At 72.1% G+C, this 12,967-nt stretch carries 17 protein-coding genes; 15 read left to right on the top strand and 2 right to left on the bottom strand.

Annotation, left to right across the window (positions count from 1 at the left end; all coding sequences use genetic code 11):
- Positions 1-15: 15 nt before the first annotated feature.
- The gene (locus tag RFN52_RS10250; protein WP_184845299.1) at positions 16-1,593 is read right to left on the bottom strand and encodes an oxidoreductase; all 1,578 of its coding nucleotides are present in this window, start codon (positions 1,591-1,593) and stop codon (positions 16-18) included.
- A gap of 177 nt (positions 1,594-1,770) precedes the next feature.
- Here RFN52_RS10250 and hisD point away from each other — a divergent pair, with 177 nt between their 5' ends.
- From hisD to hisF, 8 genes are read left to right on the top strand one after another with little or no spacing between them, the layout of a single operon-like run.
- Positions 1,771-3,096 (top strand): histidinol dehydrogenase, encoded by a 1,326-nt coding sequence (gene hisD / locus RFN52_RS10245; RefSeq protein WP_184845297.1) that lies wholly within the window; start codon positions 1,771-1,773, stop codon positions 3,094-3,096.
- Entirely contained in the window at positions 3,093-4,205 is a 1,113-nt protein-coding gene (locus RFN52_RS10240; protein ID WP_184845295.1) for a histidinol-phosphate transaminase, read from the top strand. Before hisD ends, RFN52_RS10240 begins: the two co-directional genes overlap by 4 nt.
- Positions 4,202-4,795 carry an imidazoleglycerol-phosphate dehydratase HisB gene (gene hisB / locus RFN52_RS10235; protein WP_003989586.1) on the top strand — a complete coding sequence of 198 codons (594 nt, stop codon included), beginning with the start codon at positions 4,202-4,204 and terminating at the stop codon, positions 4,793-4,795. Before RFN52_RS10240 ends, hisB begins: the two co-directional genes overlap by 4 nt.
- Entirely contained in the window at positions 4,792-4,956 is a 165-nt protein-coding gene (locus RFN52_RS10230; RefSeq protein WP_033310524.1) for a CG2302 family histidine operon protein, read from the top strand. The genes hisB and RFN52_RS10230 overlap by 4 nt, the downstream gene beginning before the upstream one ends.
- Positions 4,953-5,603 carry an imidazole glycerol phosphate synthase subunit HisH gene (gene hisH / locus RFN52_RS10225; RefSeq protein ID WP_184845293.1) on the top strand — a complete coding sequence of 217 codons (651 nt, stop codon included), beginning with the start codon at positions 4,953-4,955 and terminating at the stop codon, positions 5,601-5,603. The genes RFN52_RS10230 and hisH overlap by 4 nt, the downstream gene beginning before the upstream one ends.
- Entirely contained in the window at positions 5,600-6,325 is a 726-nt protein-coding gene (gene priA, locus RFN52_RS10220; protein WP_033310528.1) for a bifunctional 1-(5-phosphoribosyl)-5-((5-phosphoribosylamino)methylideneamino)imidazole-4-carboxamide isomerase/phosphoribosylanthranilate isomerase PriA, read from the top strand. Before hisH ends, priA begins: the two co-directional genes overlap by 4 nt.
- Positions 6,322-6,723: a RidA family protein gene (locus RFN52_RS10215; protein ID WP_184845291.1), complete on the top strand. Its 402-nt coding sequence runs from the start codon at positions 6,322-6,324 to the stop codon at positions 6,721-6,723. The genes priA and RFN52_RS10215 overlap by 4 nt, the downstream gene beginning before the upstream one ends.
- Positions 6,724-6,736: 13 nt before the next feature.
- Entirely contained in the window at positions 6,737-7,492 is a 756-nt protein-coding gene (hisF, locus tag RFN52_RS10210; protein ID WP_062926310.1) for an imidazole glycerol phosphate synthase subunit HisF, read from the top strand.
- Between the two features lie 49 nt (positions 7,493-7,541).
- Here the strand turns inward: hisF and RFN52_RS10205 are convergent, their stop codons facing one another.
- Complete coding sequence (locus tag RFN52_RS10205; RefSeq protein ID WP_184845289.1) at positions 7,542-8,177, bottom strand: TIGR03085 family metal-binding protein; 636 nt, start codon at positions 8,175-8,177, stop codon at positions 7,542-7,544.
- 84 nt (positions 8,178-8,261) lie between these two features.
- Here RFN52_RS10205 and hisI point away from each other — a divergent pair, with 84 nt between their 5' ends.
- The 7 genes from hisI (at position 8,262) to trpM (ending at position 12,964) form a co-directional block, all read left to right on the top strand.
- The gene (gene hisI / locus RFN52_RS10200) at positions 8,262-8,705 is read left to right on the top strand and encodes a phosphoribosyl-AMP cyclohydrolase (protein ID WP_373308463.1); all 444 of its coding nucleotides are present in this window, start codon (positions 8,262-8,264) and stop codon (positions 8,703-8,705) included.
- Positions 8,706-8,716: 11 nt separating this feature from the next.
- Positions 8,717-10,198 carry an anthranilate synthase component I gene (locus tag RFN52_RS10195; RefSeq protein WP_184845287.1) on the top strand — a complete coding sequence of 494 codons (1,482 nt, stop codon included), beginning with the start codon at positions 8,717-8,719 and terminating at the stop codon, positions 10,196-10,198.
- Between the two features lie 41 nt (positions 10,199-10,239).
- Positions 10,240-10,881 carry a TIGR02234 family membrane protein gene (locus RFN52_RS10190; RefSeq protein WP_184845285.1) on the top strand — a complete coding sequence of 214 codons (642 nt, stop codon included), beginning with the start codon at positions 10,240-10,242 and terminating at the stop codon, positions 10,879-10,881.
- 119 nt (positions 10,882-11,000) lie between these two features.
- Positions 11,001-11,252, top strand: coding sequence for an HGxxPAAW family protein (locus RFN52_RS10185; protein ID WP_062926306.1), 252 nt, complete (start codon positions 11,001-11,003; stop codon positions 11,250-11,252).
- An 82-nt stretch (positions 11,253-11,334) separates the two neighbouring features.
- Positions 11,335-11,769, top strand: coding sequence for a DUF2752 domain-containing protein (locus RFN52_RS10180; RefSeq protein WP_184845283.1), 435 nt, complete (start codon positions 11,335-11,337; stop codon positions 11,767-11,769).
- Between the two features lie 139 nt (positions 11,770-11,908).
- The gene (gene trpC / locus RFN52_RS10175; RefSeq protein WP_030848367.1) at positions 11,909-12,718 is read left to right on the top strand and encodes an indole-3-glycerol phosphate synthase TrpC; all 810 of its coding nucleotides are present in this window, start codon (positions 11,909-11,911) and stop codon (positions 12,716-12,718) included.
- Between the two features lie 21 nt (positions 12,719-12,739).
- Positions 12,740-12,964, top strand: coding sequence for a tryptophan biosynthesis modulator TrpM (trpM, locus tag RFN52_RS10170; protein ID WP_184845281.1), 225 nt, complete (start codon positions 12,740-12,742; stop codon positions 12,962-12,964).
- Positions 12,965-12,967: the final 3 nt, after the last annotated feature.

Raw genomic sequence — 12,967 nt, 5'->3', positions numbered from 1 at the left:
GTCACACCAGCACCATCAGTTGCGGCGCAACAGCCGTGTCGCGCCCGCCGCCACCGTCGTCGCCAGGATCCAGCCCAGCAGGATCATCGCCGTCGCCAGCCACTGCCAGCCCCCGCGCAGCTGCCAGAAGCCCACCTGGCCCAGGTCGATGACCGGCAGCAGCAGATCGAGGGTGAAGAGCGTGGGGTTCCACTCCGGGTGCTCGCCCCGCTTCATCGGCGGATGCCCGGCCCGCGCGAAGGCGAAGGAGCCCGCCGCCCACAGCAGAGCCATCCACACCGCGGCCCGGCCCGGACGGTATCCGTAGGCCACCGTCCAGTCCTGCGCGTACCCCCACAGCTTGGCCGCCATCGGCAGGCTCTCGCGATGCCGGCGCTGCTTGGCGAGCAGCACCTCCCGGGCGTCCTCGTCCTCCCCGCCGGCCCGCAGTACGGCCGCGAGCCGCTCGTACGGCTCCGGGTTGTATTCGGCGGTCGCCGCGGCCACCCAGTCCAGCCGCTCGACCAGCGGGAACGGTCCGCGCGGCACGAGGTTCTCGTAGGCGAAGCCGCCCATGTGCAGCCGCCCGGGGCCCGGCCAGGCGTCCGCCCGGTCCATCAGGTTGATGACCTTCGCCCCGGACAGCACCACCCGGCCGCGCGCCGGCTGCTCCCCGAGGAACCGCAGCTCCGGCGTCTGCACCCGGCGCAGCGACAGCTCCTGGTCGTCCGTGAGGGTGAACCTGGCCCGCTCGAAGTCGACGGCGTCACCGAACCGGCCGTCGTCCAGCCGGATCCCGCCCTCGCACGCGAAGCGCTGGATCCGCGTCCCCTGCGCCGGGGTCATCCCGCTCATCGCCTGGGCGCCGACCCCCGCCGGCGTCAGATACAGACTGCGCTCCACGGTCAGCTGCGGGGCGTTCAGCGCGAGCCGCTCGTACGGGTTGGACAGACGCGCACCGCGCAGGCTCAGGGAGACGCCGACGGTGGCGGCGCGCAGGCTCAGCTCACCGTGCGACTCCAGCAGCTCGGCCTGTAAGTCCTGGCCGACGGTCAGGCCGTCCGCGGCGATCGACCGGCCGCTGTGATCCCGGTGCGCGATCGCCTGGTTGAGCATCAGGTCCGTGCCGATCTGCGCGTCCGTGAGCCGGATGCCGTGGTGGAAGCGGCAGCGCGGCAGATGGAGATCGCCCTCCGTGTGCACCCGGGCCGCCTCCAGCCGGGGCACCGAGCAGTCCACCATCCGCAGGGTGGTGAAGCGGGCCTCCGGCAGCAGCACGTCCTGCTCGAACCGGCACCGGCGCATCTCGACGTACGGCACCACCGTGCCGCCCGCGAGGTCCAGGGACCCGCTGACCTGCACCCCGGTCAGCTTCAGCGACGACACACGGCCGGCCAGGGCGGGCGGGCCGTCGAGGAGCAGCCAGCACACGATCCGGGCCCGGACGGTCCGCTCCTCGCCCCACGGGTGCCCGCCGTGCGGATCGTCGGCCACGGCATCGCCGCAGCTCAGGTCGTACACGGTGCCGTTGCGGAAGGCCTGCCACATGCCGGCCTCGGTCGCGGTCAGGTCGTCGGGCACATCCCCGGCACGGACGCCGGCCCCCTCGGTCACAGCTCTTCCATCCTCCCCAGGTACTCGCGGGTCACTTCCCTCGTACACCTGTTTTGCCCGCTGTGTGACCCACCGAACACACCACGTGAAGGTGATCTCCCGGCGTCCTGCGGCGTTCTGTATCAGCCATTGATACGCGCGAACGACGCCTCACCCGGGTCTGAGAGAATTGAGCACGTGATCTCCCGAATCGATCTGCGCGGCGACGCCCTCGTCGAAGGCCCCGCCCTGCGCGACCTGCTGCCCCGAGCCGACTTCGATGTTGCGGCCGCCCTGGAGAAGGTGCGTCCGATCTGCGAGGACGTGCATCATCGGGGCGACGCGGCGCTGATCGACGCAGCCGAGCGGTTCGACGGGGTCAGGCTCGACCAGGTACGGGTGCCGGCCGCCGCGCTCACGCGCGCGCTGGAGGAGCTCGACCCGGCCGTGCGCGCGGCCCTGGAGGAGTCCATCCGCCGCGCCAGGATCGTCCACCGCGAGCAGCGCCGCGAGACGCGCACCACCCAGGTCGTGCCCGGTGGCAGCGTCACCGAGAAGTGGGTGCCGGTCGATCGCGTCGGGCTCTACGCGCCCGGCGGCCGGTCCGTGTACCCGTCCTCCGTGATCATGAACGTGGTGCCCGCGCAGGAGGCCGGCGTCGAGTCCGTCGCGCTCGCCTCTCCCGCCCAGGCCGACTTCGGCGGCCTGCCGCACCCGACGATCCTCGCCGCCTGCGCGCTGCTCGGCGTCGACGAGGTGTACGCCGCCGGCGGCGCCACGGCCGTCGCGATGTTCGCCTACGGCACCGAGTCCTGCGCGCCCGCGAACATGGTCACCGGCCCCGGCAACATCTGGGTCGCCGCCGCCAAGCGCTACTTCACCGGCCGGATCGGCATCGACGCCGAGGCCGGCCCGACCGAGATCGCCGTCCTCGCCGACGACACGGCCGACCCGGTGCACGTCGCCTCCGACCTGATCAGCCAGGCCGAGCACGACCCGCTGGCCGCCGCCGTCCTGGTCACCGACTCCGTCGAACTCGCCGACGCGGTCGAGAAGGAACTGGAACCGCAGGTCGCGGCCACCAAGCACGTCGACGACCGGATCGTCCCGGCCCTGTCCGGCAGGCAGTCCGCGATCGTGCTGGTCGACGGCGTCGAGGAGGGCCTCAAGGTGGTCGACGCGTACGGCGCCGAGCACCTGGAGATCCAGACGGCCGACGCCACCGCCGTCGCCGACCGGGTCCGCAACGCCGGCGCGATCTTCATCGGCCCCTGGGCGCCCGTGTCGCTGGGCGACTACGCGGCCGGCTCCAACCACGTCCTGCCCACCGGCGGCTGCGCCTGCCACTCCTCGGGCCTGTCCGTCCAGTCCTTCCTGCGCGGCATCCACATCGTCGACTACACGCGGGACGCGCTGGCCGAGGTGGCCCCCCACGTGGTGACGCTGGCGGAGGCGGAGGACCTGCCGGCCCACGGCGCGGCGATCAAGGCGAGGTTCGACTGGAAGGTTCCCCCGGGCAAGTGAACGACGTACGCATCGACGATCTCCCCGTGCGGGACGAGCTGCGCGGCAAGTCCCCCTATGGCGCGCCCCAGCTGGACGTCCCCGTACGGCTGAACACCAACGAGAACCCCTACCCGCTGCCCGAGCCGCTGGTCGAACGGATCGCCGAGCGGGTCCGCGAGGCGGCCCGGAACCTCAACCGCTACCCGGACCGGGACGCGGTCGAGCTGCGCACCCGCCTGGCGGAGTACCTGACGGACACGTCCGGCCATGAAGTCGGCGTCGCCAACGTCTGGGCGGCCAACGGCTCCAACGAGGTCATCCAGCAGCTGTTGCAGACCTTCGGCGGACCGGGCCGCACCGCCATCGGCTTCGAGCCGTCGTACTCGATGCACGGCCTCATCTCGCGCGGCACGGGCACCGGCTGGATCTCCGGCCCGCGCAACGAGGACTTCACGATCGACCTCGCCGCCGCCGAGAAGGCCATCGCCGAGAACCAGCCGGACGTCGTCTTCGTCACCACCCCCAACAACCCCACGGGCACCGCCGTCCCGCCCGAGACGGTCCTCGCGCTGTACGAGGCCGCACAGGCGGCCAAGCCGTCGATGGTGGTGGTCGACGAGGCGTACATCGAGTTCAGCCACGGCGACTCGCTGCTGCCGCTGATCGAGGGCCGCCCGAACCTCGTCGTCTCCCGCACCATGTCGAAGGCGTTCGGCGCGGCGGGCCTGCGCCTCGGCTACCTCGCGGCACACCCGGCCGTCGTCGACGCCGTCCAGCTGGTCCGGCTGCCCTACCACCTGTCGGCCGTCACCCAGGCGACCGCCCTGGCCGCCCTGGAGCACACCGGCACCCTGCTGGGCTACGTCGAGCAGCTCAAGGCCGAACGGGACCGCCTGGTCACCGAACTGCGCGCGATCGGCTACGAGGTGACCGCGTCGGACGCGAACTTCGTACAGTTCGGCCGGTTCGAGGACTCCCACGAGACCTGGCAGAAGATCCTCGACCGGGGCGTCCTGGTCCGGGACAACGGCGTGCCCGGCCGGCTCCGGGTCACCGCCGGAACCCCCGAAGAGAACGACGCGTTCCTCGACGCGGTACGTGCACTGAAGAAGGAGCAGAGTTCATGAGCCGCACCGGACGCGTGGAGCGGACGACCAAGGAGACCTCGGTCCTCGTCGAGATCGACCTCGACGGCACCGGCAAGACGGAGATCTCCACCGGCGTCGGCTTCTACGACCACATGCTCGACCAGCTCGGCCGCCACGGTCTGTTCGACCTCACCGTGAAGACCGAGGGTGACCTGCACATCGACTCGCACCACACCATCGAGGACACCGCCCTCGCCCTCGGCGCCGCCTTCAAGCAGGCCCTCGGCGACAAGGTCGGCATCTACCGCTTCGGCAACTGCACGGTCCCGCTGGACGAGTCCCTCGCCCAGGTCACCGTCGACCTGTCCGGCCGCCCCTACCTCGTGCACACCGAGCCCGAGAAGATGGCGCCGATGATCGGCGAGTACGACACCACCATGACCCGGCACATCCTGGAGTCCTTCGTGGCCCAGGCGCAGATCGCGCTGCACGTGCACGTGCCCTACGGGCGCAACGCGCACCACATCGTGGAGTGCCAGTTCAAGGCGCTCGCCCGGGCCCTGCGCTACGCCTCCGAGCGCGACCCGCGCGCGGCCGGCATCCTCCCGTCCACGAAGGGCGCCCTGTGAACGGCATCTCCACCCTGCTGATCGTCGTAGGGCTGTTCCTCGTCGGCGGCATCTACTCCTTCATCAAGCAGAAGATGCCCAAGGGCCTGATCGTGCTGCTGTCGATCGGCGCCGCGATGTGCCTGGTGGCCGGCGTCGTGAGGCTGGAGGTGTGGAATTGAGCAGCCCCCAGAAGCAGAAGAAGGTCGTCGTCTTCGACTACGGCTTCGGCAACGTCCGTTCCGCCGAGCGCGCCCTCGCCCGCGCGGGAGCCGACGTGGAGATCACCCGGGACTACGACAAGGCCCTGAACGCCGACGGCCTGCTCGTCCCCGGCGTCGGTGCCTTCGCCTCCTGCATGACCGGCCTGCGCGAGGCCCGCGGCGACTGGATCGTCGACCGCCGGCTGTCCGGCGGCCGCCCGGTCATGGGCATCTGCGTCGGCATGCAGATCCTCTTCGCACGCGGCATCGAGCACGGCGTGGAGAGCGAGGGCCTCGACGAGTGGCCCGGCTCCGTGGAGCCGCTCCAGGCCGACATCGTGCCCCACATGGGATGGAACACCGTCGAGGCGGCCCCCGGCTCGCAGCTGTTCGCCGGCCTCGACCCGGACGCCCGCTTCTACTTCGTGCACTCCTACGCCGTGCACGACTGGTCGCTGGAGACGCTCAACCCGGCGATCGCGGCCCCCAAGGTCACCTGGTCCACCCACGGCAAGCCGTTCGTCGCCGCCGTCGAGAACGGCGCCCTGTGGGCCACGCAGTTCCACCCCGAGAAGTCCGGCGACGCCGGAGCCCAGCTCCTCACCAACTGGATCGGAACCCTGTGAGCAAGCTCGAACTCCTCCCCGCCGTCGACGTCCGCGACGGCCAGGCCGTCCGCCTGGTGCACGGCGAGTCCGGCTCGGAGACCTCCTACGGCTCCCCGCTGGAGGCCGCCCTCGCCTGGCAGCGCTCCGGAGCCGAATGGCTGCACCTGGTCGACCTCGACGCCGCCTTCGGCACCGGGAACAACCGCGAGCTGATCGCCGAGGTCGCCGGCGCCATGGACATCAAGGTGGAGCTGTCCGGCGGCATCCGCGACGACGACACCCTCGCCGCCGCCCTCGCCACCGGCTGCAAGCGCGTCAACCTGGGCACGGCCGCCCTGGAGACCCCGGAGTGGGTCGCCAAGGTCATCGCCGAGCACGGCGACCAGATCGCCGTCGGTCTCGACGTCCGCGGCACCACCCTGCGCGGGCGGGGCTGGACCCGCGACGGCGGCGACCTCTACGAGACACTGGCGCGCCTCGACAAGGAGGGCTGCGCCCGGTACGTCGTCACCGACATCGCCAAGGACGGCACGCTCCAGGGCCCCAACCTGGAACTGCTGCGCAACGTGTGCGCCGCCACCGACCGCCCGGTCGTGGCCTCCGGCGGGGTTTCCTCGCTCGACGACCTGCGCGCCATCGCCGACCTCGTCCCGCTCGGTGTCGAGGGCGCCATCGTAGGGAAAGCGCTGTACGCGAAGGCGTTCACCCTGGAAGAGGCCTTGGAGGCTGTGTCGTCATGACCGTACGGCGTGTGCAGAGCGGAAGTCCCTGGGAAGAGTCCTTCGGTTTTGCACGCGCCGTCGCGGCGGGCGACCGCGTGCTGGTAGCGGGCACGACCGCCTTCAAGGGCGACGTGCTCTACGGCGAGGGCGACCCCTACGAGCAGACCAAGGTGGCCTTCACCACCGCCCTGGAGGCGATCGCCGAGTTCGGGCTCACCCCCGAGTCCGTGATCCGCACCCGGGTGTGCCTGGCACACGCCCGGGACGTCGACGCGGTGGGCAGGGCCCACAAGGAGCTGTTCGACGCCGTACGCCCGGTCACGACCCTGCTGGTCGTGCAGGGCTTCATCGACTCCCGGGTCCTGGTGTCGGTGGAAGTGGAAGCATTCAGAGGGACACCCTCAGAGGAACACTAGAGGAGCACGATTCATGACCCTGGCGGTCCGAGTCATCCCCTGCCTGGACGTGGACAACGGCCGGGTCGTCAAGGGCGTCAACTTCCAGAACCTGCGCGACGCGGGCGACCCCGTCGAGATGGCCAAGGTGTACGACGCCGAGGGCGCCGACGAGCTGACGTTCCTGGACATCACCGCCTCGTCGGGCAACCGCGAGACCACCTACGACGTCGTGCGCCGCACGGCCGAGCAGGTGTTCATCCCGCTCACGGTCGGCGGCGGCGTGCGCACCCCCGAGGACGTGGACAAGCTGCTGCGCGCCGGTGCGGACAAGGTCGGCGTCAACACCGCCGCCATCGCCCGCCCCGACCTGATCCGCGAGATCGCCGAGCGCTTCGGCCGCCAGGTCCTGGTCCTGTCGGTCGACGCCCGCCGCACCGAGTCGGGCTCCTTCGAGGTCACCACCCACGGCGGCCGCAAGGGCACCGGCATCGACGCCGTCGAATGGGCGCACCGGGCCGCCGAACTGGGCGCCGGCGAGATCCTGCTCAACTCGATGGACGCCGACGGCACCAAGGACGGCTACGACCTGGAGATGATCCGGGCCGTCCGCAAGCACGTCACGGTCCCGGTCATCGCCTCCGGCGGCGCCGGCCGGCTCACCGACTTCCCCCCGGCCGTCGAGGCCGGCGCGGACGCGGTGCTGGCCGCGTCGGTGTTCCACTTCGGGGACCTGCGGATCGGCCAGGTCAAGGAGACGCTGCGGGGAGCGGGCCACCCGGTGCGGTGACGCCCCCGTCTGCCGGGAGCCCCGGCCGCGTGGTGCGGCCGGGGCTTTCTCAGATCCCGAGCTGCTTGGACTCGTGGAGCTTCGCGATCGCGTTCTCGTCGCCGTCCAGGTCGACCTTGGCCGCGCTCTGACGGCCGTAGGAGAACAGGACCAGCTCGGACGGCTCGCCGGTCACGGTGACCACCGGGGTGCCGCGGTGCGCGACCGCCGTCTGGCCGTCCGGGCGGCGCAGGACCAGGCCCGTCGGGACCCCGCGGCCCATCAGACGGGCGGTGCGCTCCAGACGGGACCACAGGGCGTCCTGGAACACCGGGTCGAGATCGCGCGGCGACCAGTCGGGCTGGGCGCGGCGCACGTCCTCGGTGTGGACGTAGAACTCGATGATGTTCGACGCCTCGTCGACCGGCTTCAGGGAGAAGGGCGAGAAACGCGGCGGGCCCGTACGGATCAGCTGGATCAGCTCCTCGTACGGCTTGTCGGTGTACTCCGCCATCACCTTGTCCAGACGCGGCGCGAGCTGCTTGATCAGCATCCCGCCGGCGGCGTCCGGACGGCGCTCGCGCACCACCACGTGCGCGGCGAGGTCCCGGGTGGTCCACCCCTCGCACAGGGTGGGCGCGTCCGGGCCCGCGGTCTCCAACAGATCGGCGAGGAGAAGTCGTTCACGCTTGGCATGGGTCGACATGCGGCCCAGCCTACGACCGCCCGTCTGGTCCGCACAGCGGACACTCCACCCGGCCTGTCAGTGGCGCGCGGCACAATGGTCGGCATGACCAGCACGCCCGCCCGTCGCCCGGCCACCGCCCCTCAAGGAGGCGCTGCGCGCCACGGTGATCCGTCCAGTCGCCTCGACCCGGAGATCGCCGCGCGCCTCAAGCGCAGCCCCGACGGCCTCCTGCCCGCCATCGCCCAGCAGTACGACACCGGAGAGGTGCTCATGCTCGGCTGGATGGACGACGAGGCGCTGCACCGCACCCTGACCACCGGCCGCTGCACCTACTGGTCGCGCAGCCGCCGGGAGTACTGGGTCAAGGGCGACACCTCCGGCCACTTCCAGTGGGTGAAGTCCGTCGCCCTGGACTGCGACGCCGACACCGTGCTCGTCAAGGTCGACCAGGTCGGCGCCGCCTGCCACACCGGCGCGCGCACCTGCTTCGACACCGACGTGCTGCTCAAGGACGGCGGTCCCGACGGCTCCGCCACGGATCAGTAAGGTCAGCCGCCATGGACCTCGAGACCTTCCGCAAGCTCGCCACCGACCGGCGGGTCATCCCCGTCACCCGCAAGCTCCTCGCCGACGGCGACACCCCGGTCGCGCTCTACCGCAAGCTCGCCGCCGAGCGCCCCGGCACCTTCCTGCTGGAATCCGCGGAGAACGGCCGCTCCTGGTCCCGGTACTCCTTCGTGGGTGTGCGGTCCGCCGCGACGCTGACCGCACGCGACGGGCAGGCCCACTGGCTCGGCGCCCCGCCCGTCGGCGTCCCCACCGACGGCGACCCCCTCGCCGCCCTGCGCGCCACCATCGAGGCCCTGCACACACCCCACCAGGAGGGCATGCCGCCCTTCACCGGCGGCATGGTCGGCTACCTCGGCTACGACATCGTCCGCCGCCTGGAGAAGATCGGCCCCGGCGAGCGCGACGACCTGAAGCTGCCCGAGCTGACCATGCTCCTCACCAGCGACCTGGCCGTCATGGACCACTGGGAGGGCTCGGTCCTGCTGATCGCCAACGCGATCAACCACAACGACCTGGACACCGGCGTCGACGAGGCCCACGCCGACGCCGTCGCCCGCCTCGACGCCATGGAGGCCGACCTCTCCCGCCCGGTCGCCCAGCCCCCGGCCGTCCTGCCGCCCTCCGAGCTCCCCGAGTACACCGCGCTGTGGGGCGGCCCCGACTTCCAGGTGGCCGTCGAGGACATCAAGGAGCGCATCCGGGCCGGCGAGGCCTTCCAGGTGGTCCCCTCCCAGCGCTTCGAGACGCCGTGCACGGCGAGCGCGCTGGACGTCTACCGGGTCCTGAGGGCCACCAACCCGTCCCCGTACATGTACCTCTTCCGCTTCGACGGCTTCGACGTCGTCGGCTCCTCCCCGGAGGCCCTGGTCAAGGTCGAGGACGGCCGGGCCATGGTCCACCCCATCGCCGGCACCCGCTGGCGCGGCGCCACGCCCCAGGAGGACCAGGCCCTCGCGGAGGAGCTGCTCGCCGACCCCAAGGAGCGAGCCGAGCACCTCATGCTCGTCGACCTCGGCCGCAACGACCTGGGGCGGGTCTGCGAGCCCGGCTCGGTCGAGGTGGTGGACTTCATGTCCGTCGAGCGGTACTCGCACGTGATGCACATCGTCTCGACGGTGACGGGCCGCGTGGCCCCCGGGCGCACCGCCTTCGACGTCCTCACCGCCTGCTTCCCGGCCGGCACCCTCTCCGGCGCCCCCAAGCCCCGCGCCATGCAGATCATCGACGCACTCGAACCGTCCCGGCGCGGGCTGTACGGGGGCTGCGTCGGCTACCTCGACTTCGCCGGCGACTCCGACACCGCCATCGCCATCCGCACCGCCCTCCTGCGGGACGGCACCGCCTACGTCCAGGCCGGGGCGGGCATCGTCGCCGACTCCGACCCCGTCGCCGAGGACACCGAGTGCCGCAACAAGGCGGCCGCGGTGCTGCGGGCCGTCCACACGGCGAACCGGCTCGGAAAGGCCTGAGATGAACCCCGGGTGACGGTTCGCCCGGGGTTCAGGCGATAGTGGGGTACGTGACTGCTGTACCTCACCCCCGTTCCGAAGCCCCCGGATCCGCCCGGGCCGGCCGCCTGAGCCTCGCCGTCGCCCTGCTGAGCGGCGCGCTCGGCGCCGCCGTGGCGCTGCTCGCCACCCGGCAGCAGTGGTCGCAGGGCACGGCGACGGTGGCCGGTGGCGCCTTCCCCCTGACCGCCACGGGCAGCGACGTCACGGGCGTGCCCGCGGCGCTCGCCATCGTGGGCCTCGCCGCGCTCGTCGCCGTCTTCGCCGTGCGCCGCGCCGGCCGCTTCGCCGTCGCCGCGCTGCTGGCCCTCTCCGGCGCCGGCATCATCACCGCGGCCCTGCTCGGCGCCTCCGACAGCTCCGCGCTCGACGAGCAGGCCGCCCAGGCCTCCGGCGACACCTCGGCCTCCGTCGACACCCTCAGCCACACCGCCTGGCCGTACGTCGCGGTCGTCGGCGGTGTCCTGATCCTCCTGGCCGGGCTGCTCGCCCTGCGCTACGGCCGGCTGTGGCCCGCCATGTCCGGCCGCTACGAGCGGGGCGGCACGCCCCAGCCGCGCCGCAAGGCCCCCGCCGTCGACCCCGACCGGCCCGAGGACCTGTGGAAGGCGCTCGACCGCGGCGAGGACCCGACCGGGGCCTGAGCCCGCACGGGGGACCGGGCCGGCCGGGGGAGTACCCCCGCTCACCGCGCGGGCGTGGGTGCGGGACAATGGGCCCGAGCGTCCTGCTCAGACACGCACACAGCAACGAGGAGCAAGCAATGGCGGGCAGCAGCCACGGTCACACCCCGGCCGCCTGGACCGGTGTCACGATCGCCTTCATCGGTTTCTGCGTCTCGGGCGCGTTCATGGTGCTGGACCAGCCGGTGGGCTTCTGGGCGGGCATGGTGGTCGTGCTGCTCGGCGGTGTCGTCGGCGGCATCATGCGGATGATGGGCCTCGGCCAGCCGAAGGAGGCGCACCAGCCGCACCGGATGACCGGCGACCGCGAGCCGGCCGGCGCCGGGAGCTGACCCCGCGCCACAGCACGTCCTCGCGTGAGGGGCGGCCGGCACGGTGGTGCCGGAACCGCCCCTCACGCGTGTGCGGGGCACAATGCATACCGTGAACGCCGAGAGCCGAAGGGTGACACCGAGCGTGCCGAGCCGCCTGGCGGTCCCCGCCGGGGTGCTCGCGGCCGTCGCCGCCGCCTTCGCCTACGTGGGCACCGTGGACCCCAACGAACCCGGCCACTACCCCGCCTGCCCGCTGCTGCGCTACACCGGCCTCTACTGCCCCGGCTGCGGCGGCCTGCGCAGCGCCCACGCCTTCGTCCACGGGGACCTCCTGGCGGCGCTGCACGCCAACGCGCTCGCGACCCTCGGCTATCTGGGCTTCGCCGTGCTGTGGACCGTCTGGGTGGTGCACGCGGTCCGCGGGCAGCCGCTGCGGATCGCCCCCCCTCCGGGACTGATGTGGAGCCTCGGAGCGTTGCTGCTGGTCTTCACGGTTGTCCGGAACCTGCCCTTCGGTGGCTGGCTCCATCCTTGATCAACGGGCTGATGTCCAGGTAGTGGGACCGGCGTCAACCGGATGTGAGGCCTACGCCCCGCTGCGGATACCATCGCAGTGACCATCGGTTTCCGATCGGTCGCTGGAACTGTCAAGAGTCTGGAAGGGGGCCGCTCGCGTGAGTGTGCTCGACGAGATCATCGACGGAGTCCGTGCCGACCTCGCGGAGCGGCAGGCGCGCGTCAGCCTCGACGAGCTCAAGGAGCGCGCGGCGAAGGCACCCGCGGCCAAGGACGGCGCGGCCGCTCTGCGCGGCGACGGCGTCAAGGTCATCTGCGAGGTCAAGCGCTCCAGCCCCTCCAAGGGCGCGCTGGCCGCGATCGCCGACCCGGCCGGACTCGCCGCGGACTACGAGGCGGGCGGCGCGGCCGTCATCTCCGTCCTCACCGAGGAGCGCCGCTTCGGCGGCTCGCTCGCCGACCTGGAGGCGGTCCGCGCCCGGGTGGACATCCCGGTCCTGCGCAAGGACTTCATCGTCACGTCGTACCAGCTGTGGGAGGCCCGCGCCTACGGTGCCGACGTGGTGCTGCTGATCGTCGCCGCCCTCGACCAGCCCGCCCTGGAGTCCCTCATCGAGCGCGCCGAGTCCATCGGGCTCACGCCGCTCGTCGAGGTGCACGACGAGGACGAGGTCGAGCGCGCGGTGGACGCCGGCGCCCGCGTGATCGGTGTCAACGCGCGCAACCTCAAGACCCTGGAGGTCGACCGCGGCACCTTCGAGCGGGTGGCGCCGGAGATCCCCGACCACATCATCAAGATCGCCGAGTCCGGCGTCCGCGGCCCGCACGACCTCATCGCGTACGCCAACGCCGGCGCCGACGCGGTGCTGGTCGGCGAGTCCCTCGTCACCGGCAAGGACCCGAGGACGGCGGTCTCGGACCTGGTGGCGGCCGGTGAGCACCCCGCACTCCGGCACGGCCGGAGCTGATCACCCGCTAGGCTTGCCCCGATGACTCCCACCCTGACGACCGTGGACCGGTACGCCCGCCTCGCGCGCGGCTGCCGCCCCCGCGGCTGCCGCGCCCCGGCCCGCCGGGTCCACGGCCGCCGCGTCCGGTACGTCATCGGTGACGAGCCCGGCCAGGTGAACGGCATGCGATGGCAGCGCCCCTCCAGGGGCGCGGGGCTCTGTTTGATGTGCGGCTACCGCCGCGCGGGCGCGACAAGCCACTGACGG

This window comes from Streptomyces collinus (assembly GCF_031348265.1).
GTDB lineage: Bacteria > Actinomycetota > Actinomycetes > Streptomycetales > Streptomycetaceae > Streptomyces > Streptomyces collinus.
Note: the sequence above shows the minus strand (reverse complement) of the source record. Positions and strands in the feature narration are given on the sequence as shown.

Excerpts from the sequence above, each read along its gene's own strand:
- hisB (WP_003989586.1), top strand. The coding sequence starts at position 4,202 with ATGAGCCGCACCGGACGCGTGGAGCGGACGACCAAGGAGACCTCGGTC.
- RFN52_RS10215 (WP_184845291.1), top strand. The coding sequence starts at position 6,322 with ATGACCGTACGGCGTGTGCAGAGCGGAAGTCCCTGGGAAGAGTCCTTC.
- hisF (WP_062926310.1), top strand. The coding sequence starts at position 6,737 with ATGACCCTGGCGGTCCGAGTCATCCCCTGCCTGGACGTGGACAACGGC.
- RFN52_RS10205 (WP_184845289.1), bottom strand. The coding sequence starts at position 8,177 with ATGTCGACCCATGCCAAGCGTGAACGACTTCTCCTCGCCGATCTGTTG.
- hisI (WP_373308463.1), top strand. The coding sequence starts at position 8,262 with ATGACCAGCACGCCCGCCCGTCGCCCGGCCACCGCCCCTCAAGGAGGC.
- RFN52_RS10195 (WP_184845287.1), top strand. The coding sequence starts at position 8,717 with ATGGACCTCGAGACCTTCCGCAAGCTCGCCACCGACCGGCGGGTCATC.
- RFN52_RS10185 (WP_062926306.1), top strand. The coding sequence starts at position 11,001 with ATGGCGGGCAGCAGCCACGGTCACACCCCGGCCGCCTGGACCGGTGTC.
- RFN52_RS10180 (WP_184845283.1), top strand. The coding sequence starts at position 11,335 with ATGCATACCGTGAACGCCGAGAGCCGAAGGGTGACACCGAGCGTGCCG.
- trpM (WP_184845281.1), top strand. The coding sequence starts at position 12,740 with ATGACTCCCACCCTGACGACCGTGGACCGGTACGCCCGCCTCGCGCGC.